This is a genomic window from Peribacillus frigoritolerans, assembly GCF_030676415.1.
Lineage (GTDB): Bacteria > Bacillota > Bacilli > Bacillales > DSM-1321 > Peribacillus > Peribacillus frigoritolerans_A.
Genome location: NZ_JAUUTW010000030.1, coordinates 1 through 25,255, shown reverse-complemented (window position 1 = coordinate 25,255; position 25,255 = coordinate 1). Strand labels below are relative to the sequence as shown.

Genomic DNA, 25,255 nt, shown 5'->3' with positions numbered 1-25,255 from the left:
ATTTTATTCTTTGACAGGTGCCCCTACTTCGGAAGCAACCATATCTTTAGTTTCTGAATCAAGGCTTAATTTGTCTGCTTGGTTGGCTTCATCTTCATCTTCCAAATCACGCATTTCGATTTCACGATCTTCGGCATTGAGGATTTTAACATCCAATCCTAAACTTTGAAGCTCCTTAATCAATACTTTGAAGGACTCAGGAACGCCTGGTTCAGGGACATTTTCACCTTTGACAATAGCTTCGTACGTTTTAACACGACCTACGACATCATCTGATTTAACGGTTAGGATTTCTTGTAATGTATAAGCAGCACCATAAGCTTCAAGTGCCCATACTTCCATCTCACCGAAACGCTGTCCACCAAATTGCGCTTTACCACCAAGTGGTTGCTGCGTAACAAGGGAGTAAGGTCCAGTTGAACGTGCATGAAGTTTATCATCGACCATATGTGCCAGTTTGATCATATACATGACACCAACTGATACACGGTTATCGAATGCTTCACCTGAACGGCCATCATAAAGGACAGTTTTTGCATCACGGGACATCCCGGCTTCTTCAATCGTACCCCAAACGTCTTCCTCAGTGGCACCATCGAATACAGGAGATGCTACATGAATGCCAAGTGCGCGTGCAGCCATACCTAAGTGAAGCTCCAACACCTGACCGATGTTCATACGTGAAGGTACACCCAATGGGTTTAACATGATGTCGACTGGAGTGCCATCTGGTAAATAAGGCATATCTTCTTCAGGAAGAATCCTGGAGATTACCCCTTTGTTACCATGTCGTCCAGCCATTTTATCGCCTTCATGGATTTTACGTTTTTGAACGATATATACACGTGCGAGTTGGTTTACACCAGGAGGCAGTTCATCGCCGTCTTCTCTGTTAAACACTTTAACATCAAGAACGATTCCTCCGCCGCCGTGAGGTACACGAAGTGATGTATCCCTTACTTCACGTGCTTTTTCACCGAAGATTGCATGTAATAGACGTTCCTCAGCAGTCAGTTCCGTTACACCTTTAGGCGTGACTTTACCAACGAGAAGGTCTCCGTCTTTCACTTCAGCACCCACACGGATAATTCCGCGCTCATCAAGGTTACGAAGCGCATCTTCCCCTACGTTAGGGATATCACGGGTGATTTCTTCAGGCCCTAATTTTGTATCGCGTGATTCAGATTCATATTCTTCAATATGAATGGAAGTGTACACATCATCTTTAACCAATCGTTCACTCATGATGATGGCATCTTCATAGTTATATCCATCCCATGTCATGAAGGCAACCAATACGTTACGTCCAAGTGCCAACTCACCTTTTTCCATTGAAGGACCATCAGCAAGAATTTCACCTTTTACAACGTTGTCGCCAACACTTACGATAGGGCGTTGATTATAGCACGTTCCTTGGTTAGAACGAATGAATTTTAATAGACGGTATTTATCAATGTTTCCTTTTACTTGCTGTCCGTCAACCTCACTTACCCTACGTACCCATACTTCACGTGATTCCACGTGCTCTACGATACCAGGGTGTTTACAGATTACAGCAGCACCGGAGTCTTTCGCTGAAACATACTCCATACCCGTTCCGACTCGAGGGGCTTCCGGTTGCAGCAAAGGAACTGCTTGACGTTGCATGTTCGCTCCCATAAGGGCACGGTTGGAGTCATCATTTTCCAAGAAAGGAATACATGCTGTCGCAGCAGATACAACCTGTTTAGGAGATACATCCATGTAATCGACGCGGTCACGCGGAACAACGGTATTTTCACCGCGGAAACGTGCAACAACATCATTATCAAGGAATGAGCCGTCATCTGACAGGCGTACATTCGCTTGGGCAACTACATAATTATCTTCCTCATCAGCTGTTAAGTAATCGATTTGGCTTGTAATTTTACCTGTTTCAGGGTCCACACGGCGGTATGGTGTTTCAATGAAGCCATATGGGTTAACCTTTGCAAAACTGGATAACGAGTTAATCAAACCAATATTCGGTCCCTCAGGCGTTTCAATCGGACACATGCGGCCATAGTGGGAATAATGAACGTCACGTACTTCAAATCCAGCACGCTCACGTGTCAGACCACCAGGTCCCAATGCAGATAGACGACGTTTATGCGTCAATTCAGCCAACGGGTTCGTTTGATCCATGAATTGGGAAAGCTGTGAGCTTCCAAAGAACTCTTTAATGGATGCAATGACTGGGCGAATGTTGATTAGTTGCTGTGGAGTGATTGTATTCGTATCCTGAATGGACATTCTTTCACGAACGACACGTTCCATACGGGATAAACCAATTCTAAACTGGTTTTGCAGCAATTCACCAACGGAACGCAGACGACGGTTACCTAAATGGTCAATGTCATCCGTGATTCCCACACCATGCAATAAGTTAAAGAAATAACTGATGGAAGAAATGATATCAGCCGGTGTAATGTTTTTGACCTGGTCGGTCACATAGGCATTACCGATGATATTGATCACTTTTTCGCCTTCAGCATCGTTTGGTGCAAACACTTTGATAGGTTGAAGAAGAGTTTCTTCCTCTACTACACCACCTGATGGATGGAATGTTTTGAATCCGATTCCACCTTCGATATGAGGCAGAATCCTATCAAGAGTCCGGCGATCAAGCATTGTACCTTTTTCAACGATGATTTCACCTGTTTCAGGATCAATCAAAGTCTCTGCAATACGTTGTCCGAATAAACGGTTCTTAATATGCAGTTTTTTGTTTATTTTATAACGGCCTACATTAGCTAAATCATAACGTTTCGGATCAAAAAAGCGGGATACTAAAAGACTTTTGGCGTTTTCGACAGTAGGCGGTTCACCTGGGCGTAGACGCTCATAGATTTCTAGTAATGCTTTTTCTACACTCTCGGTGTTATCCTTTTCAAGAGTGTTGCGAAGATATTCGTTGTCTCCGATTAAATCGATGATTTCTTGATCTGTTCCGAATCCAAGGGCACGCATCAATACCGTAATCGGTAATTTCCTGGTGCGATCGATTCTAACATACACAACATCCTTGGCGTCTGTTTCATATTCGAGCCATGCGCCACGGTTAGGAATAACGGTCGCAGAGAATCCAAGCTTACCGTTTTTATCCATTTTCCCATTGTAGTAAACACTCGGTGAGCGCACTAATTGGGATACAATTACCCGTTCAGCACCATTGATGACAAATGTACCTGTTTCAGTCATCAGCGGGAAGTCGCCCATAAATACATCCTGGTCTTTCACTTCCCCTGTTTCTTTGTTAACAAGGCGCACTTTCACACGAAGTGGTGCAGAATACGTAACATCGCGTTCTTTTGTTTCTTCCACAGAATACTTCGGCTCAGCTAAGCTGTAATCGATGAATTCTAACGATAAATTACCTGTAAAATCCTCAATAGGAGAAATATCCTGGAACATTTCTTTTAAACCTACATCTAGAAACCATTGATAAGAAGCTGTTTGAATTTCAATCAGGTTCGGAAGATCCAAAACCTCACTAATTCTTGCATAACTTCTACGTTGGCGGTGTCGTCCATACTGAACAAGTTGACCTGTCAACTGATTCACCCCTTAAATCAAGCGTTATAAGGATCCATTTGCCTCGGAAAAGGAATCATTTCCATAGACAAAAAGAAAATGGTTTTTATTTTAAAAACCACTATTTCTCATAAAACGAACTATTATTTATATATTTTTCCCATATTATCCATTGGTTATACACCAATGGTATAAAAATTGCATAGTTACGGAATTATATATATGCATTTTATAATACTAACATAGCGAAAATTTTGAGTCAAACCTTTTTGGCTAATAGTATATAGTAACCTTTTTTCTTAACGGGCACTTCAATATTTCCAAATAATTGCTCCATTTTATCCATTGCGGATGGAGCCCCTTGTTTTTTTTGAATGACAACCCATAATTCTCCACCAGCTACCAAACTGCGATAGCTTTCTTCTAAAATTTCGTGGACTACACTTTTACCTGCGCGAATGGGAGGGTTCGTAAGAATCGCCGCGAATTGATTGGAGCCAACTTTGTCAAAACGATCACTTTCGTAAATCTTCACATTTGCAATCCCATTGGAAGCGGCATTCTCTTTTGACAATTCAACTGCCCGGCTATTTATATCAATCATTTCTATCGCTCTATCGGGATAAGCTGCCGCAATCGATATTCCGATTGGTCCATAACCGCAACCAACATCGAGAATATCTCCTTCCACAGCTTCATTAAGGTTAAAACTCTCAACCAAAAGACGCGATCCGAAATCAACTTCCTTTTTCGAAAAAACACCATTATCACTTTTGAAGCGAAAGGCACGTCCCTTTAATGTGAAATCCCAAAATTTCGGATTACTTACGACATCCGGTTTATGTGAGTAGTAATGCTCTGTCAGAGTCATCTCCCCCTATCAGAAAGGAATATTGAAGATTTAATGAGAGAAGAGAATTGAAGAATGGATGCTTGCACGCCGGAATGTCCGAATAACGAAATCCTCGTTATTAAATCATTAACGGCCAGTTTTCATCATTTCTTTAAAAATGATGAAAAAAAGCCCGCCAGTGATAGCGAGCTTTTTGTTTATGCAAGATTACTTAACTTCAACGCCAGCTCCAACTTCTTCAAGTTTAGCTTTAACTTCTTCAGCTTCTTCTTTAGAAGCGCCTTCTTTGATTGCTTTTGGAGTGTTGTCAACAAGTTCTTTTGCTTCTTTAAGTCCAAGACCTGTTACTTCACGTACAGCTTTGATAACTTTGATTTTTTGATCTCCAGCAGATGTAAGGATTACATCAAACTCAGTTTGCTCTTCAGCAGCAGCGCCACCAGCAGCAGCTACAGCTACAGGTGCAGCAGCAGTTACGCCAAATTCTTCTTCGATTGCTTTTACAAGGTCGTTTAATTCTAAAACAGTCATGTTTTTAACTGCTTCTAAGATTTGATCTTTAGTCATTTTTATTTCCTCCTCGAAATGGTTGGTTTTTTTTTGAATCAATAGGCTAAATAAGCGGTTAGCTTACGCGCCTTGTTCTTCTTTTTGCTCTGCAACTGCTTTTGTAGCAAGAGCAAGTCCGCGCATAGGTGCTTGTAGCACGCTGAGTAACATTGAAAGTAGGCCTTCGCGTGAAGGTAGTTCTGCAAGAGCTTTAATTTCTTCAGCAGTTGCAACATTTCCTTCGATAACTCCAGCTTTGATTTCTAAAGCTTCATGTTTTTTCGCAAAATCGTTAAGGATTTTTGCTGGCGCAATAACATCTTCAGTTGAGAATGCAATTGCGTTTGGTCCTGTTAATGATTCGTTCAAAGCGCTAAGTTCAGCACTTTCCGCAGCACGGCGAGTCATAGAGTTTTTGTAAACTTTAAACTCAACGCCAGCTTCACGAAGTTGCTTACGAAGTTCTGTTACTTCAGCAACAGTCAATCCACGGTAGTCAACAACTACTGTTGATTGGCTTGCAGTTAATTTATCAGTAATCTCAGCAACGATTTTTTGCTTTTGTTCAATAATTGCGTTCATCCTTACACCTCCTGTAGATTTGCTTGAAAACATTTATACCGTTTCAAAGAAAAAGCCTTCATCTCTATTGCAGACATGAAGGCAGTAATTTCAAAAGTCATAGTCAGAGACTATTATTATCGAATTACCTCGGCAGGGAATTAAGCTCGTAACGAGCACCTACTGTCTACGGTACAAATGATATTCATTTATTCACAACAAAACTTATTATAACAATAATAGTTTTGGAATGTCAATTATTTATTGAAAGTAGAAGGATCAACTTTCACGCCAGGGCCCATTGTAGTTGTTACAGAAACGTTTTTCATGTAAGTTCCTTTAGCAGCCGCAGGTTTAACTTTCATTAATGTATCATAGATAGTAGTGAAGTTTTCCACTAGTTTAGCATCCTCGAAAGATACTTTACCGATTGGAGCATGGATGTTTCCAGCTTTATCTACGCGGTATTCAACTTTACCAGCTTTGATTTCATTAACAGCTTTTGTTACGTCGAATGTTACTGTGCCAGTTTTAGGGTTAGGCATTAATCCTTTAGGTCCTAATACACGGCCAAGTTTACCAACTTCACCCATCATGTCTGGAGTCGCAACGATTACATCGAATTCGAACCATCCTTGTTGGATTTTGTTGATGAAGTCAGATTCGCCAACGTAGTCAGCACCAGCAGCTTCCGCTTCTTTTGCTTTTTCGCCTTTAGCGAACACTAATACGCGTTGAGTTTTACCAGTACCATTCGGCAGAACAACAGCTCCACGAATTTGTTGGTCAGCTTTCTTAGGGTCTACGCCTAAACGGAAAGCCACTTCAACAGTCGCATCGAATTTTGCGAAGTTTGCTTTTTTAGCAACTTCGATTGCTTCAGTTACAGCATAAGCCTTAGAAACTTCTACAAGCTTAGCTGCTTCAAGATACTTTTTACCTTTTTTCGCCATGATATAAATCCTCCTAAATTGTGGTTTTAACGGAATGACCTCCCACGAATAAAGGTTGCGAGTATCAATCGCAACCCCGTAGAAACAAATAGCAATTACATGGATTAGTCTTCGATGACAATACCCATGCTGCGAGCAGTACCTTCAACCATACGCATTGCAGCTTCAACGCTTGCAGCGTTTAGGTCAGGCATTTTAGTTTCAGCAATCTCGCGCACTTGATCACGCTTGACTGTAGCAACTTTATTACGGTTAGGTTCACCAGAACCAGACTCGATACCAGCTACTTTCTTAAGCAATACTGCAGCCGGTGGAGTTTTTGTAATGAATGTAAATGAACGGTCTTCAAATACCGTGATTTCAACAGGAATAATTAGACCAGCTTGATCTGCTGTACGAGCGTTGAACTCCTTACAGAATCCCATGATGTTTACACCAGCTTGACCTAATGCAGGACCGACTGGCGGTGCAGGATTCGCTTTACCAGCAGGAATTTGCAATTTAACCATTTTAATTACTTTTTTAGCCACGAGACACACCTCCTTATAAGTCCGTGATGTGGTAATAGGGTAATACCCTCCCACTCATCTTGAATTCTTTATATATTAATAAAGAATGCTTGTATCGTTGAGGCCTAAAAATTGAAACATACTGACCTTTGAAATTTTACCACTTTCAAAAGGCAATTTCAAGTTTTTTTCCGTTTATAATTTTTCCACTTGATTAAAATCAAGTTCAACCGGTGTATCACGACCGAACATATTGACTAGGACCCTTACTTTTCCTTTGTCTTTATCAAGTTCTTCAATTGGCCCTGCAAAAGTTGCAAATGGTCCTTCTTTAACCTGAACCGTATCACCGATTTCAAAATCAACTTCGATTTTGCTTTCATCCACGCCCATTCGTTTAAGGACGACTTCAATTTCTTCCGGAAGCAATGCAGTCGGTTTTGACCCAGCTCCAGATGAACCTACGAAACCTGTTACGCCAGGCGTATTCCGAACAACATACCATGAATCATCCGTCATGATGATTTCAACCAATACATACCCTGGAAATACTTTCTTTTTGGTCACTTTCTTTTTGCCGTCTTTCACTTCTGTTTCTTCTTCTTCTGGAACTACAACGCGAAAGATCTTGTCTTCCATCCCCATAGTTTCAACACGTTTTTCCAAGTTAGCCTTAACCTTGTTCTCATAACCTGAATAGGTGTGAACTACATACCAATTCTTTTCCATGTGTTAGGACTTTAACGTCCTTCCCTCCCTGCAATCAATCATTTTCTTTATTAATCTTTATCTTTGAACGTTTTAGCCAAAAAACCAAAAGGCGTCATCCCGAACTTAACTAGAAAATATTGTGATGATTCATATTACAGCAGTGCTCGTTTTTGAACTTCTTCACTTATTAAAAAAGACAAATTAAAAAACCCGTTTCCGGGCTTTTCTGCTGACACATATTATTCTATCACTATTATACCTTATTTTCGAATCTCTTATTCAATAACTAAGCGAATTAATTCGGAAATGCCCAAATCGACCACTGTAAAGAATAAAGCCATAAACAATACAGTCGTTACTACCACAATTGTATATTTGGTAAGCTCCTTGCGTTTCGGCCAGCTTACCTTTTGCATTTCGCGAGCGACTCCGCTGAAAAATTCGGTAAAACGTTTCATGAATGTACCTCCAAGCATTAGAAGCTTCTGTCAATCTATTTATAAAAAGGTTATTTCGTTTCTTTATGAATCGAGTGTGAGTTGCACGTACTGCAAAATTTCTTGATTTCCAGTCGTTCGCCGCTTGTCGATTGTTTGCTCTCATAACTATAATTTCTTGAACTGCAATCAGTGCAGGCAAGAACTATTTTTTTTCGCATTAGATACACCTATCCTATCTACTATATCCATAAAACCTTATCACGGGTGTTTTTTATTGTCAATATCAAAGCGGGTTTCACCCATTATGGACACCGGAAATCAAAACATCGGATTACTTAAATCCATTAAAAACCTTAGTGAATAATAAACTTCCATGTGGAGAATGGACAGATGAAATTAAGCGGAAAAAGCGGAGGGATTATAAACTGATTTCCCTTACTTCCAGATAGCGCTCGAGCTTTCTTTTCACCCGCTGAAGGGCGTTGTCGATTGACTTAACATGCCGGTTCAACTCTTCCGAAATTTCTTGGTAGGTTTGTCCATCCAGGTAAAGAGCTAACACTTTTCTCTCAAGATCACTCAGGAGCTCGGCCATCTTTAATTCGATATCGTCAAACTCTTCTTGGTTGATGATCAGTTCTTCCGGGTCCAAAACTTTCGTACCCGATATAATATCCATTAGAGTTCGGTCCGATTCCTCATCATAAATGGGCTTGTCCAGGGAAACATAGGAATTGAGCGGAATATGTTTTTGACGTGTTGCTGTTTTGATAGCTGTAATGATCTGCCTCGTAATGCATAGTTCTGCAAATGCTTTAAAAGAAGATAACTTATCCCCTTTAAAATCACGGACGGCTTTATATAAACCAATCATACCTTCTTGCACGATGTCTTCCTTATCGGCACCAATCAAGAAATAAGTCCTTGCCTTCGCTCTTACAAAATTACGGTACTTTTGGATCAAATAATCCAGCGCTTCACTGTCTCCAGTGTGCACCAACCCTATCAATTCATCATCCTCAAACTGCAGATACTTTTCGTTCAGCTTCATTCCGAATTTGAGACCCACATTATATCCCCCTGACCTGACTCAGATAGAAATATTATACAGCAGGTAAATTTTACCCGTCAATGGTTCAAATTTTACCCCGGCGCCATTTTTCGAAAATTTCTGCCACTTCTTCACTTAAAGGAATTTTAGCCACGGGTCTTATCGTCGTTGTTTTTCTTAAATCTTTCTTGATTTCGCCTTGAATTTCCTCCACTTCAATAAGCAGTTCACGAGCGGATTTCCTTAGAGCCCCTTGGCCAAAGATCACCCACTGTTCCGTGAAGTCAGAGGTTGCCACTTGAATTTGCGTTTTGACATTATTCAGCTCAATGGCCATCTTTTCTATTCTTTCATCCGCAGTTTCATTTTCTTTTGTAAAAATTACGTCAACTTTGTGATTTTTGAATATGCGGGCAATTCCCTGAACATATTGAGCGTCAAATACGACAATTACACGGTATCCGGTAAATGCTTGATATTCCGCCATCATTTCTATCAACCGATCTCTTGCAGCAGCAAGATCCCGCTCTTTTAATTCTCTCAGTTCCGGCCAAGCTCCAATAATGTTATAACCGTCCACCAACAGAATATTCATTCCATCATTGCCCTAGAGGATTTCTTTTTCTATAAACCTCATACATCAATAAACCGGCTGCTACCGATGCATTTAACGAAGTTACTTGTCCTGCCATAGGGAGACGGATGAGAAAATCACATTTATCCTTCATTAACCGGGCCATGCCTTTTCCTTCGCTGCCGATAACAAGTCCGATTGGCATCTTTCCATCCATGTTACGGTAATCATCGCTGCCTTTCGCATCGGTACCGACTATCCATACCCCTCGCTCTTTCAACTCTTCCACTGCTCTTGCCAAATTTGTAACACGGGCTACAGGAATATATTCTATTGCACCCGTCGAAGCTTTTGCCACTGTTGCCGTCAAGCCTACAGCTCTTCTTTTTGGAATGATGATTCCATGGGCCCCGACTGCATCAGCCGTCCTCATGATCGAACCTAAATTATGCGGATCTTCAACTTCATCAAGGATCATGAAAAAAGGTGCTTCGTCCCGTTCAGCCGCTTTTGCGAATAAGTCATCCAACTCTACATATTCATATGCAGCCACTTGTGCGATAACGCCTTGATGGATGCCTTCTGCCATTTGGTCAATTTTTTTCTTCGGTACGATTTGCACGAATACCTTCTTTTCCTTCGCCAGACCGATGAGTGGTTGCATCGAGCCTTTTTGCGAGCCCTCGGCTATCCAAATTTTATTAATATCCCGTTCGGAGCGAAGTGCTTCCAATACGGGGTTTCTGCCAATGATATATTCTTCGCTCATGGGTTACTCCCCTTTTCTTCTTCAATGTATTCAATGGATTTTTTGATGAGTTCTTCCATTCTTTCTATTCGACCGGATAAATACAAAAACCCCATAAGTGCTTCAAAGGCTGTACTGTAGCGATACGTTTGCACATCTGTATTCTTCGGTACCGTACCGGATTTTGCATTTCGGCCGCGCCGAACGACAGCGGATTCCTCTTCCGATAACCAATCTGACTCCAGGAAAAAGTGGATGATTTTATTTTGCGCTTTAGCCGCTACAAAAGATGTAGCTTTTTTGTGAAGTAGATTGGGCTTGACCGCTCCTTTTTGAATGAGGTGATGCCGTATATACGTTTCGTATACAGCATCACCTATATATGCTAAAGCAAGACTGTTCAGCATTTTTGCATCTACCTTACTATCGTAATGAAGCATTAATTACCCTCTTTTCCATCTTGTACCTTGAGGGGTATCCTCTAATATGATATTCATGTTTTTCAAGCGATCACGAATTTCATCAGATAACCCAAAATTGCGGTCTTTCCGCGCTTGAATTCTCTGCTGTATCAACCCTTCAATTTCTTCATCCAAAAGCCCCTCTTCTTCAAGTGACAAACCTAGGACAGAAAATAAGATGTTGAATTTATCAAGGAAAGCATCAATCACTTCCTTGTCTGTGTTTTTCTCCATCAAGTAATAATTTGCCTGTTTGGAAAGTTCAAAGAGCATGGATATTGCATTAGCTGTGTTGAAATCATCGTCCATTTCCTTAATGAATTGTTCATGTAATTCATTCAGCTTCTCCAACCAAACATCATTATTCTCAGTCAAACCGTCACTTACTTGAAGGCGATGCTTTAAGTTTTGATAAGATGTCCTTAAGCGATCAAGGGACGCTTTTACATTTTCAAGCACTTCTTCACTATAATTGATGGGATGACGGTAATGTACAGATAACATAAAGAAGCGTAACACTTGTGGATCATGCTTCTGAATGATGTCATGCACAAGGACGAAATTGCCTAAGGACTTAGACATTTTTTCGTTCTCAATATTTATATACCCGTTATGCATCCAATAATTCGCAAAGGTCTTACCCGTCAGTGCTTCGGATTGTGCAATTTCATTTTCATGATGCGGGAAAGCCAGATCTTGACCTCCTGCATGAATATCGATTGTATCTCCCAAATACTTTTTAACCATTGCGGAGCATTCGATATGCCAGCCAGGACGCCCCTTACCCCATGGGCTCTCCCAAGATATTTCATCATCCTTGGCCGTTTTCCAAAGGGCAAAATCAAGGGCATCTTGTTTTTTCTCCCCTATTTCAATACGGGCCCCCACTCTCAGCTCATCGATGGACTGATGCGAAAGTTTTCCATACCCCTCAAACTTACGAGTGCGGTAATATACATCTCCTTCAGATTCATAAGCGAATCCTTTCTCAATTAATGCCGAGATGAATTCAATGATTGCATCCATGTTCTCCATTACGGTTGGGTGAGCATCCGCTTTTTTGCAGCCCAATGCCGACACGTCTTCAAAATAAGCCTTGATGAAACGCTCTGATATGGCAGGGACATCTTCCCCCAATTCTTTTGCCGCACGAATCAGCTTATCATCCACATCCGTAAAGTTCGAAACGAATTGCACATCATATCCACGGTAATCCAAATACCTACGAACGGTATCGAATACGATTGCCGGTCTTGCATTGCCAATATGAATGTAATTATAGACAGTGGGTCCGCATACGTACATCTTCACCTTTCCCTCTTCCATCGGGACGAAGGTTTCCTTTTTTCTTGTAGCTGTGTTATATATTTTAATCGCCATATTATAGACTCCTTTCTTCCTGCTTCTGTTCAGCCAGCTTCGCTCTTAAGGTCCTGATTTCACTATCCAATTCCTTAAAGCGATCAGCGATTGGATCAGGAAGATCACAATGATTTAGGTCTTTGTTGATTTTGATACCATCTTGAATGACCACTTTACCTGGAATGCCCACCACTGTAGAATTAGGTGGCACTTCCTTTAAAACGACCGATCCTGCACCGATTTTTGAGTTTTCCCCAACAGTGATGGAACCCAGCACTTTTGCTCCTGTAGCAATCAAAACATTATCCTTTATCGTAGGATGACGTTTTCCCTTTTCCTTTCCTGTCCCCCCAAGGGTTACACCTTGAAAGACAGATACATTGTCGCCAATTTCACAAGTTTCGCCAATGACGATCCCCATTCCATGGTCAATGAAGAAACGACGACCAATCGTAGCTCCTGGATGAATTTCAATTCCGGTAAAAAACCGACTGATTTGAGATATACTTCTCGCCAGGAAAAAGAATTTCCTCTTAAATAGTGCGTGAGCCATCCTATGACTCCAAATCGCATGTAAACCAGCGTACGTCAATATGACTTCCAAATAGCTGCGCGCAGCAGGATCTTGATCAAAAACCACTTCGATATCCTCTTTAAACATCTTTAACAAAATGATTCCCCCTATGTTCCGTCCTTTTCCAACATCCCCTTTTGAAGCTTTTAAAGCATATAAAAAAGCGTCTCTGTCCAAATAGACAGAGACGCTTAAAGCGCGGTTCCACTCTGTTTGGAATGTACGAACCAGGTAAAGCTTTTTCCTGTTTTTCATCCCCAACTTTAATCCCTATAACGGAGGACATTCCGCCTGTGCCTACTATAAGTTAGTTCAGCAAAGGACTCAAGGGTGCATTTCAGAAAACGAGAGGCTTGAACCACTTTCAGCAGGTTATGGTTCTCTCTAAAAAGCTTCGTTTACTTACTTCTCCCCATCTACGCTTTTCTTTTGTAAGATTATTAAATACTATATTACATTTTCGACAAATTGTTAATATAAAATACTCTGAATACGCTGTTTAATTTTTTCTTTACCCAGTAATGAAATCGCCTTAGGCAAGTCAGGACCATGTGTTTGACCCGTGACGGCCGCCCTTATCGGCATGAATAATTTTTTCCCTTTATGACCTGTGCTTTTTTGTACGGCTTTAATCGACTTCTTGATTTCATCCGCATTAAATTCTTCAAGGCCTTCGATCTCCTGAAGGAAAGCTTTCATGACTTCCGGTACCTGTTCTTCAGCCAGCACTTCCTTAGCTTCTTCCTCGAACACGACCTCATCCTTGAAAAACAGTTCAGATAGCTCAACTATTTCCGCTCCGTAGCTCATTTGCTCTTGAAAAAGGGAAACGAGCCCATGTACCCACTCTTCTTCTTCGGCGGTCAGTGTCTCTGAAACCTTCCCGGCTTTAATTAAGTGAGGCATTGACAACTCCACTGCACGATTTCCGTCCAATTGCTTCACATATTGGTTATTCATCCATGTAAGCTTTTGTTTATCGAAAAGTGCAGGTGATTTAGACAACCGATCAGCATCGAAAAGATTAATGAATTCTTCCTTTGTGAAAATCTCTTCTTCCCCGACTGGAGACCATCCTAGTAATGTAATGAAATTGAATAAAGCTTCAGGAACATAACCCAGCTCTTCATATTGCTCAATGAATTGAATGATCGACTCATCACGTTTACTCAGTTTCTTCCTGCTTTCGTTTACAATCAGCGTCATATGTCCGAATACCGGCGGTTCCCAGCCGAAAGCTTCATAAATCATCAATTGTTTTGGAGTATTGGAGATATGATCATCACCACGAAGGACATGGGAAATCTTCATCAAGTGATCATCGACGGCCACTGCAAAGTTATAGGTTGGAATGCCATCTTTTTTAACGATAACAAAATCACCAAAGCCATCTGTTTCAAACGAAACCTCATCCTTAACCATATCTTTGAAAGTTAGGACCTTCCCAGCTGGAACGGCAAAGCGAATGCTCGGTTTTCTTCCTTGAGCCACTAGTTCGGCTTGCTCTTCTTCAGTTAAATGCTTGCACTTCCCTGAATATTTTGGCGTTTCATTCCGTTCGACCTGTCCTTCACGCTCTGCTTCAAGCTCTTCTTCCGTACAATAGCATTTATATGCCAAACCCTTAACTAAAAGCTCTTGATACAATTCCTGGTAAAGGTCGTTCCTTTCGGATTGACGATATGGCCCGAATTCACCGCCAACATCAACACCTTCATCCCAATCCATACCAAGCCATTTCAAATATTTAAGCTGACTTTCCTCTCCGCCTTCAATATTTCTCTTTTGGTCGGTATCTTCAATACGGATGATGAATTTCCCGCCTTTATTTCGTGCGTATAAATAATTAAATAAAGCAGTCCGTGCATTACCAATATGTAAATGTCCAGTCGGACTCGGTGCATAGCGAACTCGAATATCGCTGCTCATGATATATATAGACCTCCCAGTCGTTCTATTCTATTGTATATATTATCATTTAAATACATTGGGATAAAGGCATCCACTCTAAAAACGAATTTAGTTTGATTTAACCAATAAGACCACAGCCTGTGCCGCGATTCCTTCGCTCCTGCCTGTAAATCCAAGTTTCTCGGTAGTGGTCGCCTTTACATTAACTCTGTCTATCGACGCATCTAAAAGTTCAGCAATCCTGCCTCGCATTTCCTCAATATACGGTGCCATTTTCGGGCTTTGTGCAATGATCGTACAGTCCGCATTGCCTAGGGAATATCCTTCTTTTTTTACGATCGCCCAAATATACTGCAGCAGTTTTGCCGAATCGGCATCTTTAAATTCAGGATCGGTATCCGGAAAATGCTTACCGATATCCCCTGCACCAATTGCCCCCAAGCAGGCATCAGCAACAGTATGCAGAAGGACATCCGCATCCGAATGCCCTAGCAAACCCTTCTCATACGGAATCGTAATCCCGCCAATAATCAAAGGTCTGCCCTCCACAAGCTGATGAACGTCATATCCTTGTCCTATTCTAAACATATCATTCTCCCCAATCATCGTTTTCCATGTTGTTGTTTATGTAAAATCGCTTCTGCAAAATATAAGTCTTCCTGAGTCGTAATTTTAATATTATCATAATTGCCCTCAATAATAACTACCTGTTCATTGATCCGCTCTAGCAAACTTGCATCATCCGTCCCTAAAAATGCTTCCGCTTCTGCTTGTTCATACGCCTTTTTTAATATGGATACACGAAAAGCTTGTGGAGTTTGTACCGCCCACAAGCTTGATCGTTCCACTGTTTCCACTACCTTTTTATTTGCCGCTTTTTTAATTGTATCCTTAACGGGCACTGCAATTACGGCACCTCCATGAAGTGAGGCGGCAGTAGTCAATTCACTGATTTGCCCAAGATTGATAAAAGGGCGGGCACCGTCGTGGACCAGGATGATTTCTTCTCCCGCATGTTGCAGTCCATTATAAACGCTTTGTTGGCGCTCCTTGCCACCCATGACCAGTTTCTTGACCTTTTTAAACCCATACGCTGCTATCAATTGACTAAAATAATCCTTTTCTGCCGGGTTTATCGAAAGGATAATCCCCCGACAGTCAGGATCTTCTTCGAAAACACGCAGTGTATAAACAATAATCGGGATACCCGATAGTTCAATAAAAAGTTTATTCTTCCCCGCCTTCATTCTTTTGCCTTGTCCAGCTGCAGGTATCACTACTTCATAAAACATAACGGTTTCTCCTACTCTTCTTTATAATGCTTTTTCTAATAGTTTCGGTTTAGCGAATATCATACGGCCTGCAGATGTTTGCAATACACTTGTGACAAGTACATCGATGCGTTTCCCGATATGGTCACGGCCACCCTCGACAACGATCATCGTGCCATCGTCTAAATAAGCGATACCCTGGTTCTGCTCTTTCCCGTCCTTGATGACCTGGACATTCATCTCTTCCCCAGGAAGGACAACAGGTTTTACGGCATTGGCCAGGTCATTGATATTAAGGACCGCCACATTTTGAAACTCGCATACTTTGTTTAAATTGAAATCATTGGTAACGACCATTCCGCCCGATATTTTGGCAAGCTTCACTAGTTTACTGTCCACTTCCTGAATGTCTTCAAAATCCCCCTCATACATCTCCACTTTAATCGGAAGGTCTTTTTGAATCCGATTCAAGATGTCCAAACCACGTCTTCCGCGATTCCTTTTCAATGCATCAGATGAATCGGCAATGTGCTGCAGTTCGTTTAATACGAATTGAGGAATGACTATGGTACCCTCCAGAAAGCCTGTCTGACAGATATCCGCAATTCTACCATCAATGATCACGCTTGTATCGAGAATCTTCAGCCGCTTGCTATACCCCTCTTCATCCTCTTCGCTTGCTTCACCATCCGTATTCTTTTTCTTATTGCTTTTCGTGAATAAACTCAATAGTTCATCACGTTTTTTAAAGCCCACCTGAAAACCAAGATAACCAAATAAAAGCGTAAGGATGATAGGAACCACTGTATTTAAAATAGGAACCTTGATGGCACTGAAGGCGGAGCCAACCAAGAACGCCGCAAGCAGTCCCACTAAAAGACCGACGCTGCCAAAGATTATATCCGTAATTGGTATCTTTACAAGCTGTTCCTCCAGCCACTTCATAAAATAGATCACATGATCTACTGCCCAAAAAGTTATAAGATAAAAGATAATGGCACCCAACAGTACACTTACATAAGGATTGTTTATTAAAGCAATATCGCCTGCATGTAAAACAATTAATAATTCCGGAATAAGTAACATACCAAGTGTTCCACCGACTATTAAGAAGCATGCTTGTATAATGCGTTTTAACATCCCTTTCACCTCCCTCTACTCATTATTGACCAATAAAGTAAAATGAAACCTTCGAAAATTCGTTTTCATTATATACGTTAAATTCACTTAAGGAATTAGTGGATTTACAAATATGAATTCTTCTCTTTTTCGTAATATTAGCCTAGCACCCTGAGTTTTGAGTGTCAAAAATAAACACCAATCAATTTCAAGCTAGTTCAGAAGAATTAAAAAGGCCATCTGCACCTTACATCCTTCTATTTGTGACCAGCTGATTTTTTAAAATACGGAGTCCTTCTTTGATTTTATTGGCCCGGACTTCACCTATACCCTCCACATCGTCAAGGTTTTCAACCGTAGCTTTATTGACTTCACTAAAGCTTCCGAACTGTTTCACTAAATTTTCGATGATTAAACCCGGCAAGCGTGGGATTTTATGAAGAATACGGTAACCACGGGGATGTACTGACTCATCAAGATGTATGTATCCATGATAGCCCAGCACCTTTAGAAGAATGCTTTCATCCAGTTTTTCCTGCATGGCCAACTCTTGAAGCCTAAAAATGATTTCCTCAGGATTTTCATCATTACTGGAGGTATAATCCTTGATAAGCCATTTTCCTTCCGTTTCAATATCTGCCAGGATTTCATTCATTTGCAAACGGATCAATCTTCCTTCCGTACCAAGCTCATTAAGATACGTTAGTAGCTCCGCCTTGATCCTGAGCACCATTACATAACGGTGAAATACCTGCAAAAGGTCGGCATAGGTCACGATTTCCTCAAACTCAAGCGCTCCTAAAACCGATATGCTCTGCTGCAGGACCACCTTGTATTTTTCCAAGGTCTGTATGGCTAAATTAGCCTTAGCAAGTATGACTCCTATATCTTTAAGGGCATACCTGAAATTGCCTTGATATAAAGTGATGACATTCCGACGTTGTGAGATCGCGACGACCAACGACTTGGTCTCCCTTGCCACACGTTCCGCTGTCCTATGCCGCATTCCCGTTTCAGTGGAAGGTGTACTGTTATCCGGCACTAATTGGGCATTTGCGAAAATGATCTTATCGGCTGTTTCATTTAAAATGATGGCGCCGTCCATCTTCGCCAACTCATATAATGTGCTGGGGGTACAGCTGCAGTTGATTTCGAAGCCGCCATCCACGATCGTTCGCACCTTCTCGTTATATCCGACCACTATCAAACCACCCGTGTTTGCCCTCAGGACATTTTCAATACCCTCCCGAAGCGGGGTACCCGGAGCTACAATGTGCAGAATTTCCAATTTTGTTTTCTCATACCCTTTTTTATCTGTCATACTTAACCCCCTAACGATTGTTTAAGAGCCTCCGAAACCGATGAAACACCAACGATCTTAATACCTTTCGGCGCGGTCCATCCCCCTATATTATTAGCCGGTATTATAACTCGCTCAAACCCTAATTTCGCTGCTTCCTGCACCCTTTGTTCAATTCGTGACACCCTTCTTACTTCCCCAGTCAGCCCCACTTCACCAATGATGCAATCGGCAGGGTTTGTTGGTTTATCACGGAAGCTTGATGCAATGCTTATTGCGACAGCGAGGTCAATTGCCGGTTCATCCAGCTTGACACCACCAGCAACCTTTAAATACGCATCTTGGTTTTGGAGCAGCAAGCCCACTCTCTTTTCCAGAACAGCCATTAAAAGCGAAACCCGATTGTGGTCAATTCCCGTGGCCATTCGCCTCGGATTGCCAAAACTCGTAGGTGAAATCAATGCTTGAATTTCGACAAGCACCGGCCTTGTTCCCTCCATGGATGCGACGACTGTAGAACCCGAAGCTCCTTGCGACCGTTCTTCAAGGAAAATTTCCGATGGATTCGCGACCTCTTCCAATCCATGTTCTTTCATTTCAAAAATACCCATCTCATTCGTCGAACCAAAGCGATTTTTAACCGCACGTATAATTCGATATGTATGGTGTCTTTCTCCTTCAAAATATAATACGGTGTCAACCATGTGCTCAAGCAGCCGTGGCCCCGCAATGGCCCCCTCCTTTGTAACGTGTCCGACGATAAAAATCGCGATCCCGTTCGTTTTAGCAATGCGCATGAGTGAAGCTGTGCATTCCCTCACTTGTGAAACGCTTCCCGGGGCAGATGTAACCTCCGAATGGTATACCGTTTGAATGGAGTCAATAATGACCAAATCCGGTTTTACATCTGTAATTGCCTGTTGGATATAGTCCATATCTGTTTCAGCATAAACGAATAGATTTTCCGACATGGTCCCAAGCCGGTCCGCTCTCAATTTGGTCTGCTTGACTGATTCTTCACCTGATATATAAAGCACTTTTTTCTGTTTATGCGCCAATTGGGAAGATACCTGTAAAAGCAGGGTGGACTTACCGATACCCGGGTCCCCTCCGATCAATACAAGTGATCCCTGTACGATCCCGCCCCCAAGAGCACGATTCAATTCCATTAAATCCGTCTTAATCCGGGGTTCTTTTTCTGATTGAATAGTCGTTATAGGTGCTGCCTTCTCCCTTTCTCCGGAACCTCTAACCTCTGAATGGGTAAAAGCGCCTTTTCTAGCAGGTTTAACGATTTCGGTTTCCTCGACCATTTTGTTCCATTCTCCGCATCCTGGGCATTTCCCCATCCATTTCGCGGACTCATATCCACAAGACTGACACATAAATTTTGTTTTCTTCTTTACAGCCATAAATTACTCCTCTTCCTTTGGAAAAAATATCTATATTAAGGATATTATATCTCTGTTTTATTTAAACCTTCTTAAAGCTAAGTTTTATTAAAAAAATATTCACTCTGCTAGTCCAACTTATACTCATTTCTACCTATGGATAAAAAACAGAGGTACACTGCAAAAGAATCTGCGTGTACCTCGAAGTTTAGGATCAGGTTATTCACTTACATTAACAGGCTCGCCTTGTCGGATTGCAAACTCATTATTCACGACATCCATTACGACCGTTTGCCCTTTTTTCACGTTACCCTTAAGCAATTCTTCGGATAAATAATCTTCTACATGCTTCTGAAGCGCCCTGCGGATTGGCCGTGCCCCATATTCCGGATCAAAACCTTCCGTAGCAATTTTTTCTCTAGCCGCATCTGTCAGCTCCAAGTATATCTCCTGTTCTTTCAAACGGGTAGTAAGCTGATTTGACATTAATGTAACGATTTGTTTCAAATGATCCTTCTCTAATGAGTGGAACACGATAGTTTCATCAATACGATTCAGGAATTCCGGACGGAATGCACGTTTGAGTTCTTCCATCACTTTCCCTTTCATATTTTTATAGTCCTGGCCAGTATCCTGGATGTTAAAGCCGACATACTTATCAGTTTTCAAGGCCGAAGCCCCTACATTCGATGTCATAATCAGAATGGTATTCCTGAAATCGACAGTACGCCCCTTGGAATCTGTCAGTCTTCCGTCTTCCAATACTTGAAGAAGAATATTGAAGACATCCGGATGCGCCTTTTCTATTTCATCAAGCAGAACGACTGAGTATGGTTTCCTCCGCACTTTTTCCGTTAACTGACCGCCTTCTTCGTATCCAACATATCCTGGAGGGGATCCAACAAGACGTGAAGTTGAATGTTTCTCCATATATTCGGACATATCGATGCGGATCATGGCATCTTCATCACCAAAAATGGATTCAGCTAAAGCACGGGCTAGCTCGGTTTTACCGACCCCTGTAGGTCCCAAGAAGATGAATGAACCAATTGGACGTTTAGGATCTTTCAAACCTGCCCTTGCACGTCGTACTGCTTTAGAAACCGCAATGACGGCCTCTTCCTGCCCAATTACACGATCATGGAGGATTGACTCCATATTAAGCAGTTTGTCTGACTCTGTTTGCGCCAATTTAGTGACTGGCACTCCCGTCCAGCTGGATACGACGTGTGCAATGTCATCCACAGTCACTTCACTGTTCTCCTGCCCTTGTTTTTCTTTCCAAGTTTTTTTCGTTTCTTCCAACTGTTCTCTTAAGCGTTGTTCTGTATCGCGAAGCGAAGCAGCTTTTTCGAATTCCTGACTCTGAACGGAAGCATCCTTTTCCTTACGCACATCATCTAGCTTCACTTCAAGTTCCTTTAAGTTAGGTGGCGTTGTGTATGAACGCAGCCTAACCTTGGAACCGGCTTCATCAATCAAGTCAATTGCTTTATCCGGTAAAAAGCGATCGGAAATATAACGGTCGGATAATTTGACTGCGGCATCAATCGCTTCGTCAGTAATCGATACACGGTGATGTGCCTCATAACGGTCACGCAGCCCCTTGAGAATTTGGATGGATTCCAAAATAGTCGGCTCATCGACCTGGATTGGCTGGAAACGACGTTCAAGCGCAGCATCCTTTTCAATATACTTACGGTACTCATCCAAAGTTGTGGCACCGATACATTGTAATTCACCACGTGCCAATGATGGTTTAAGGATATTGGAGGCATCAATGGCACCTTCTGCACCACCTGCACCAATCAATGTATGCAATTCATCGATGAATAAGATGATATTACCCGCCTGACGTATTTCATCCATAACTTTCTTCAATCGGTCCTCAAATTCACCCCTGTATTTAGTACCAGCCACAACAGTACCCATATCTAGTGTCATTACACGTTTATCACGTAAAATTTCAGGTACCTCATTATTGATAATCTGTTGGGCAAGCCCTTCAGCAATCGCTGTTTTACCAACCCCAGGTTCACCGATTAATACTGGGTTATTTTTTGTACGACGGCTTAATACCTCAATGACACGCTGTATTTCCTTACTTCTTCCGATAACGGGATCCAAGCTTCCTTCCCTGGCAATCGCCGTTAAATCACGGGCTAGGCCATCCAGTGTCGGCGTGCTTGCATTTGAAGCGGCTGAACCTTGATGACCACCTGATTCATTACTGCCCAAAAGTTGTAATACTTGTTGTCGAGCTTTATTTAAACTTACTCCCAGATTATTCAATACGCGGGCAGCTACACCTTCCCCTTCTCGTATAAGACCTAGAAGAACATGCTCTGTCCCAACATATGAGTGACCTAATTTTCTTGCCTCATCCATGGAAAGCTCAATGACTTTCTTGGCTCTTGGGGTATAATGTATCGTTTGAGCCGTATCCTGTCCGCGGCCAATTAGATTTTCCACTTCTTTCTGAATCTTTTCCGGACCCAATCCAAGAGCATATAACGCTTTGGCTGCAATACCATCACCTTCTCGGACCAGACCCAGTAAAATATGTTCCGTGCCAATATTATTATGACCTAAACGGATTGCCTCTTCTTGGGCTAATGCTAATACTTTCTGGGCTCTTTCAGTAAAACGACCAAACATCATAGGGAATTCCTCCTTAAGAATTTTCGTTTTGAATAAAGTTGCTGGCAATTCTCTAAGTAATGGCAGAAGCTTCTTCTTGCTCCATATCTATTACATGAAATTTAATACTCCCTAAAGAGATCAATGACCTCTATGAGGAGGAAGATTCCGTGAAATTCAAGCGTTCCCGGATGAGTGCAGCTCTGCGGATATCCCTTTCATGGGGTCTTAAAGGTCCACCTGCGTACTTTTGTAAAAATCCCGACTGCGTCAAAATCATCAACTCATTTAGAATGCTTTTAGAAATGTTTTTTATATACCCAAGATCTATCCCTAACCTAACATCGGAGATACAGGTGGCTGCTTCCTTGGTCTCGATGATTCGAGCATTGGACAAAATCCCATATGAACGGAAAATTCTATCTTCTAATTGTATGTGGGAAGTCCTCGCTAATGCTTCCCTCGCTGACCGTTCCTGGGCTATGATTTGTTGCACTACACTTGTTAGATCTTCAACGATATCCCTTTCCGACTTTCCAAGAGTAATTTGATTGGAGATTTGGAAAATATTCCCCAACGCTTGACTGCCCTCTCCATAAATCCCTCGAACCACCAACCCCAATTGGTTGATAGCCGGTATGATATTATTCATCTGCTGTGTAAGGACCAGGCCCGGAAGATGCATCATGACTGAAGCCCTTAATCCTGTTCCCACATTAGTCGGACAACTAGTTAGGTATCCTCTTTCTTCATCATATGCATAGTCTATGGATTCTTCAATCCAATCGTCAAGAACATTTGCAATCTTTAAGGTTTCCTTTAGCTGCAACCCCGACATTAAGCATTGAATACGGAGATGATCCTCTTCGTTTATCATGATACTTATTTCTTCATTTTCCGAAAGGAGACATGCGCTTTTCGCTGAGTCTTCAACTAAATGAGGACTGATTAAATGTTTTTCAACGAGAACGCGCTTTTCCAGTGGCTGCAATTGGTCAATCTCTAAAAGTTCCAGTTTTCCAATCTCCGGAGTTACTTCCTCTTCGATTCTTTTTTTGACCAATTCAATGATTTTTTTAGCTTCTTCGTTAGAAAAGGAGGTTGGGAAGGTAAAGTCTTTGAAATTCCTGGCCAGCCGAATCCGCGAACTCAATACAATATCGATTTCCGGCCCTTCGGCACTCATCCAGGAACTCAAGGCGTTTTCTACAAACTTTTCCAAGCTCATAATTCCTCGCCTCCCTCTTGTGCTTCATACCTTTTTTCAAGGGAACGAACCTTATCTCTTACCTCTGCCGCTTTTTCAAACTCCTCTTGAACAATGTGGACCTTTAAAACTTCTTTCAAATCCAAAATTTGCTTTCGAAGATATATGGTGCCACCAATCCTTTTTGGAATTTTCCCTATGTGTGCTGTATTGCCGCTATGAACCCTCTTTAAAATGGGATTTAACTGTTCATTGAACGTTTTATAACACTCGGCACAGCCAAACTTACCAATATGGACAAATTCTTTATAAGATCGATGACAATGCGGGCAACGCATCTCTTCCGTTTTAGGAAATGCATTTGCCTTTGTCTGTTGAATATTCGACTCCATATTCAACAATCCTGCTAATAAATTATTTATTGAAAAACCAGGTCCACCTGCATCCATGAACATTTCACCTTTTTCCTGAGCACATTTCTCACAAATCATGACTTCAGTCTTTTTTCCATTGATGATTTTGGTGAAGTGCAGGGTAGCAGGCCTTTGATGACATTCTTGGCAAATCAACTTTCATCACCTCTGCCAGTTTCATTTATATTTTAAAGTCGTAAGCATCGCAGTTAAAATTCTTGCCCTAAGCTCATCCCGGTCAGGTAGGTCGATATAAATCACCGATCTATCTATGACGCTCATCATAATCTTTGCTTCTCTTTCATTAATGACGTCTTCATTCATCAGCCTTGAAATTACTCCTTCAGCCATCGATTGAGTTACCCTGGAACCAATAAGCGATAATAATTGGTTGATAAGTTGCACGGAATCCTGTGATTCCACTTTCATGATGCGTATATAACCGCCGCCTCCACGCTTACTCTCTACAACATAACCTCTCTCGATGGTAAACCTGGTATTGATTACGTAATTGATTTGAGAAGGAACACACTGAAATTTATCTGCTATTTCACTTCTTTTAATCTCTAAGATATCTTTTTGACTTATTTCAAGTACTTGCTTCAAATAAGTTTCGATAACATCAGATATGTTTCTCACTCAGCCTCCTCCATTCTGACTTTGACTATATTTGACTATTATTATACAAGGAATAATCCATTTTGCAACTTAAACGCACTTTCTTTCTGCATTATCCATTTTCTCCAAATTATATGTAGTTACATACCCCATTGAACATTAAAGTTGAAATATCTTACATAAATACCCTGAAAAGATACATGCAAAACCTGGTTTTTTTCTTCTCTTTAAGATTTCACCACTTAAATTCTGCCCAATTCCCCTGCTTACCCATTCCTCCTCATGATATTGCAACCAACTCAAATAAGGCCAGCCCTATGCTGTCCCTAGAAATATAAAACTTTTTTAATTACGAACATCAAAAAAGACCAGCCGGATGGCTGATCTTTTTAAATGGCTTGGCGGCGTCCTACTCTCACAGGGGGAAACCCCCAACTACCATCGGCGCTGAAGAGCTTAACTGCCGTGTTCGGAATGGGAACGGGTG

General features: G+C 41.6%; 25 protein-coding genes, 1 rRNA gene and 2 other annotated features. All 26 genes read right to left on the bottom strand.

Going from position 1 to position 25,255, the window contains the following annotated elements; translation table 11 throughout:
- Nucleotides 1–3: 3 nt before the first annotated feature.
- The gene (gene rpoB / locus Q8G36_RS22350) at nucleotides 4–3,573 is read right to left on the bottom strand and encodes a DNA-directed RNA polymerase subunit beta (protein ID WP_305161982.1); all 3,570 of its coding nucleotides are present in this window, start codon (nucleotides 3,571–3,573) and stop codon (nucleotides 4–6) included.
- Nucleotides 3,574–3,811: 238 nt separating this feature from the next.
- Nucleotides 3,812–4,417 carry a class I SAM-dependent methyltransferase gene (locus Q8G36_RS22345; protein WP_251436487.1) on the bottom strand — a complete coding sequence of 202 codons (606 nt, stop codon included), beginning with the start codon at nucleotides 4,415–4,417 and terminating at the stop codon, nucleotides 3,812–3,814.
- 195 nt (nucleotides 4,418–4,612) lie between these two features.
- Complete coding sequence (gene rplL, locus Q8G36_RS22340) at nucleotides 4,613–4,972, bottom strand: 50S ribosomal protein L7/L12 (RefSeq protein ID WP_053349071.1); 360 nt, start codon at nucleotides 4,970–4,972, stop codon at nucleotides 4,613–4,615.
- A gap of 63 nt (nucleotides 4,973–5,035) precedes the next feature.
- Nucleotides 5,036–5,536: a 50S ribosomal protein L10 gene (gene rplJ / locus Q8G36_RS22335; RefSeq protein WP_305161981.1), complete on the bottom strand. Its 501-nt coding sequence runs from the start codon at nucleotides 5,534–5,536 to the stop codon at nucleotides 5,036–5,038.
- Nucleotides 5,537–5,575: 39 nt separating this feature from the next.
- Nucleotides 5,576–5,726: a sequence feature (ribosomal protein L10 leader region), on the bottom strand.
- 46 nt (nucleotides 5,727–5,772) lie between these two features.
- The gene (gene rplA / locus Q8G36_RS22330; RefSeq protein ID WP_061440375.1) at nucleotides 5,773–6,468 is read right to left on the bottom strand and encodes a 50S ribosomal protein L1; all 696 of its coding nucleotides are present in this window, start codon (nucleotides 6,466–6,468) and stop codon (nucleotides 5,773–5,775) included.
- Between the two features lie 104 nt (nucleotides 6,469–6,572).
- A complete protein-coding gene (gene rplK, locus Q8G36_RS22325) occupies nucleotides 6,573–6,998 on the bottom strand; it encodes a 50S ribosomal protein L11 (RefSeq protein ID WP_034305057.1) in 426 nt (141 codons plus the stop codon).
- 174 nt (nucleotides 6,999–7,172) lie between these two features.
- Entirely contained in the window at nucleotides 7,173–7,706 is a 534-nt protein-coding gene (nusG, locus tag Q8G36_RS22320; RefSeq protein WP_048677866.1) for a transcription termination/antitermination protein NusG, read from the bottom strand.
- Nucleotides 7,707–7,963: 257 nt separating this feature from the next.
- Nucleotides 7,964–8,146, bottom strand: a complete 183-nt coding sequence (gene secE / locus Q8G36_RS22315; RefSeq protein WP_214751063.1) for a preprotein translocase subunit SecE — start codon at nucleotides 8,144–8,146, stop codon at nucleotides 7,964–7,966.
- A gap of 50 nt (nucleotides 8,147–8,196) precedes the next feature.
- Nucleotides 8,197–8,346, bottom strand: coding sequence for a 50S ribosomal protein L33 (gene rpmG / locus Q8G36_RS22310; RefSeq protein WP_251436461.1), 150 nt, complete (start codon nucleotides 8,344–8,346; stop codon nucleotides 8,197–8,199).
- Nucleotides 8,347–8,546: 200 nt separating this feature from the next.
- Nucleotides 8,547–9,179, bottom strand: a complete 633-nt coding sequence (gene sigH / locus Q8G36_RS22305) for an RNA polymerase sporulation sigma factor SigH (RefSeq protein WP_094246690.1) — start codon at nucleotides 9,177–9,179, stop codon at nucleotides 8,547–8,549.
- Nucleotides 9,180–9,264: 85 nt separating this feature from the next.
- Nucleotides 9,265–9,774, bottom strand: coding sequence for an NYN domain-containing protein (locus tag Q8G36_RS22300; protein WP_305161980.1), 510 nt, complete (start codon nucleotides 9,772–9,774; stop codon nucleotides 9,265–9,267).
- Nucleotides 9,775–9,778: 4 nt separating this feature from the next.
- Entirely contained in the window at nucleotides 9,779–10,522 is a 744-nt protein-coding gene (gene rlmB, locus Q8G36_RS22295) for a 23S rRNA (guanosine(2251)-2'-O)-methyltransferase RlmB (protein ID WP_063235788.1), read from the bottom strand.
- On the bottom strand, nucleotides 10,519–10,941 hold the full coding sequence (locus Q8G36_RS22290; protein WP_034305071.1) for a Mini-ribonuclease 3: 423 nt from the start codon (nucleotides 10,939–10,941) through the stop codon (nucleotides 10,519–10,521). The genes rlmB and Q8G36_RS22290 overlap by 4 nt, the downstream gene beginning before the upstream one ends.
- 3 nt (nucleotides 10,942–10,944) lie before the next feature.
- A complete protein-coding gene (cysS, locus tag Q8G36_RS22285) occupies nucleotides 10,945–12,342 on the bottom strand; it encodes a cysteine--tRNA ligase (RefSeq protein WP_305161979.1) in 1,398 nt (465 codons plus the stop codon).
- 1 nt (nucleotide 12,343) lies between these two features.
- Complete coding sequence (cysE, locus tag Q8G36_RS22280; RefSeq protein WP_305161978.1) at nucleotides 12,344–12,994, bottom strand: serine O-acetyltransferase; 651 nt, start codon at nucleotides 12,992–12,994, stop codon at nucleotides 12,344–12,346.
- A gap of 84 nt (nucleotides 12,995–13,078) precedes the next feature.
- Nucleotides 13,079–13,326 (bottom strand) — a binding site (T-box leader).
- Nucleotides 13,327–13,369: 43 nt separating this feature from the next.
- Nucleotides 13,370–14,827, bottom strand: coding sequence for a glutamate--tRNA ligase (gene gltX / locus Q8G36_RS22275; protein ID WP_305161977.1), 1,458 nt, complete (start codon nucleotides 14,825–14,827; stop codon nucleotides 13,370–13,372).
- Between the two features lie 90 nt (nucleotides 14,828–14,917).
- Entirely contained in the window at nucleotides 14,918–15,397 is a 480-nt protein-coding gene (ispF, locus tag Q8G36_RS22270; RefSeq protein ID WP_305161976.1) for a 2-C-methyl-D-erythritol 2,4-cyclodiphosphate synthase, read from the bottom strand.
- A 14-nt stretch (nucleotides 15,398–15,411) separates the two neighbouring features.
- Nucleotides 15,412–16,101, bottom strand: a complete 690-nt coding sequence (ispD, locus tag Q8G36_RS22265; protein ID WP_305161975.1) for a 2-C-methyl-D-erythritol 4-phosphate cytidylyltransferase — start codon at nucleotides 16,099–16,101, stop codon at nucleotides 15,412–15,414.
- A 21-nt stretch (nucleotides 16,102–16,122) separates the two neighbouring features.
- Nucleotides 16,123–17,220 carry a PIN/TRAM domain-containing protein gene (locus tag Q8G36_RS22260; protein ID WP_305161974.1) on the bottom strand — a complete coding sequence of 366 codons (1,098 nt, stop codon included), beginning with the start codon at nucleotides 17,218–17,220 and terminating at the stop codon, nucleotides 16,123–16,125.
- Between the two features lie 226 nt (nucleotides 17,221–17,446).
- Nucleotides 17,447–18,520, bottom strand: coding sequence for a DNA integrity scanning diadenylate cyclase DisA (disA, locus tag Q8G36_RS22255; protein ID WP_305161973.1), 1,074 nt, complete (start codon nucleotides 18,518–18,520; stop codon nucleotides 17,447–17,449).
- 2 nt (nucleotides 18,521–18,522) lie between these two features.
- Nucleotides 18,523–19,911: a DNA repair protein RadA gene (gene radA, locus Q8G36_RS22250; protein ID WP_305161972.1), complete on the bottom strand. Its 1,389-nt coding sequence runs from the start codon at nucleotides 19,909–19,911 to the stop codon at nucleotides 18,523–18,525.
- Between the two features lie 198 nt (nucleotides 19,912–20,109).
- The gene (gene clpC, locus Q8G36_RS22245; RefSeq protein WP_305161971.1) at nucleotides 20,110–22,551 is read right to left on the bottom strand and encodes an ATP-dependent protease ATP-binding subunit ClpC; all 2,442 of its coding nucleotides are present in this window, start codon (nucleotides 22,549–22,551) and stop codon (nucleotides 20,110–20,112) included.
- A 130-nt stretch (nucleotides 22,552–22,681) separates the two neighbouring features.
- Entirely contained in the window at nucleotides 22,682–23,758 is a 1,077-nt protein-coding gene (locus Q8G36_RS22240; protein ID WP_305161970.1) for a protein arginine kinase, read from the bottom strand.
- Nucleotides 23,755–24,306 (bottom strand): hypothetical protein, encoded by a 552-nt coding sequence (locus tag Q8G36_RS22235; protein WP_305161969.1) that lies wholly within the window; start codon nucleotides 24,304–24,306, stop codon nucleotides 23,755–23,757. Before Q8G36_RS22235 ends, Q8G36_RS22240 begins: the two co-directional genes overlap by 4 nt.
- 21 nt (nucleotides 24,307–24,327) lie before the next feature.
- Nucleotides 24,328–24,789: a CtsR family transcriptional regulator gene (locus tag Q8G36_RS22230; protein WP_048677843.1), complete on the bottom strand. Its 462-nt coding sequence runs from the start codon at nucleotides 24,787–24,789 to the stop codon at nucleotides 24,328–24,330.
- A gap of 375 nt (nucleotides 24,790–25,164) precedes the next feature.
- Nucleotides 25,165–25,255 (bottom strand): 5S ribosomal RNA (gene rrf / locus Q8G36_RS22225); the annotation flags it as partial.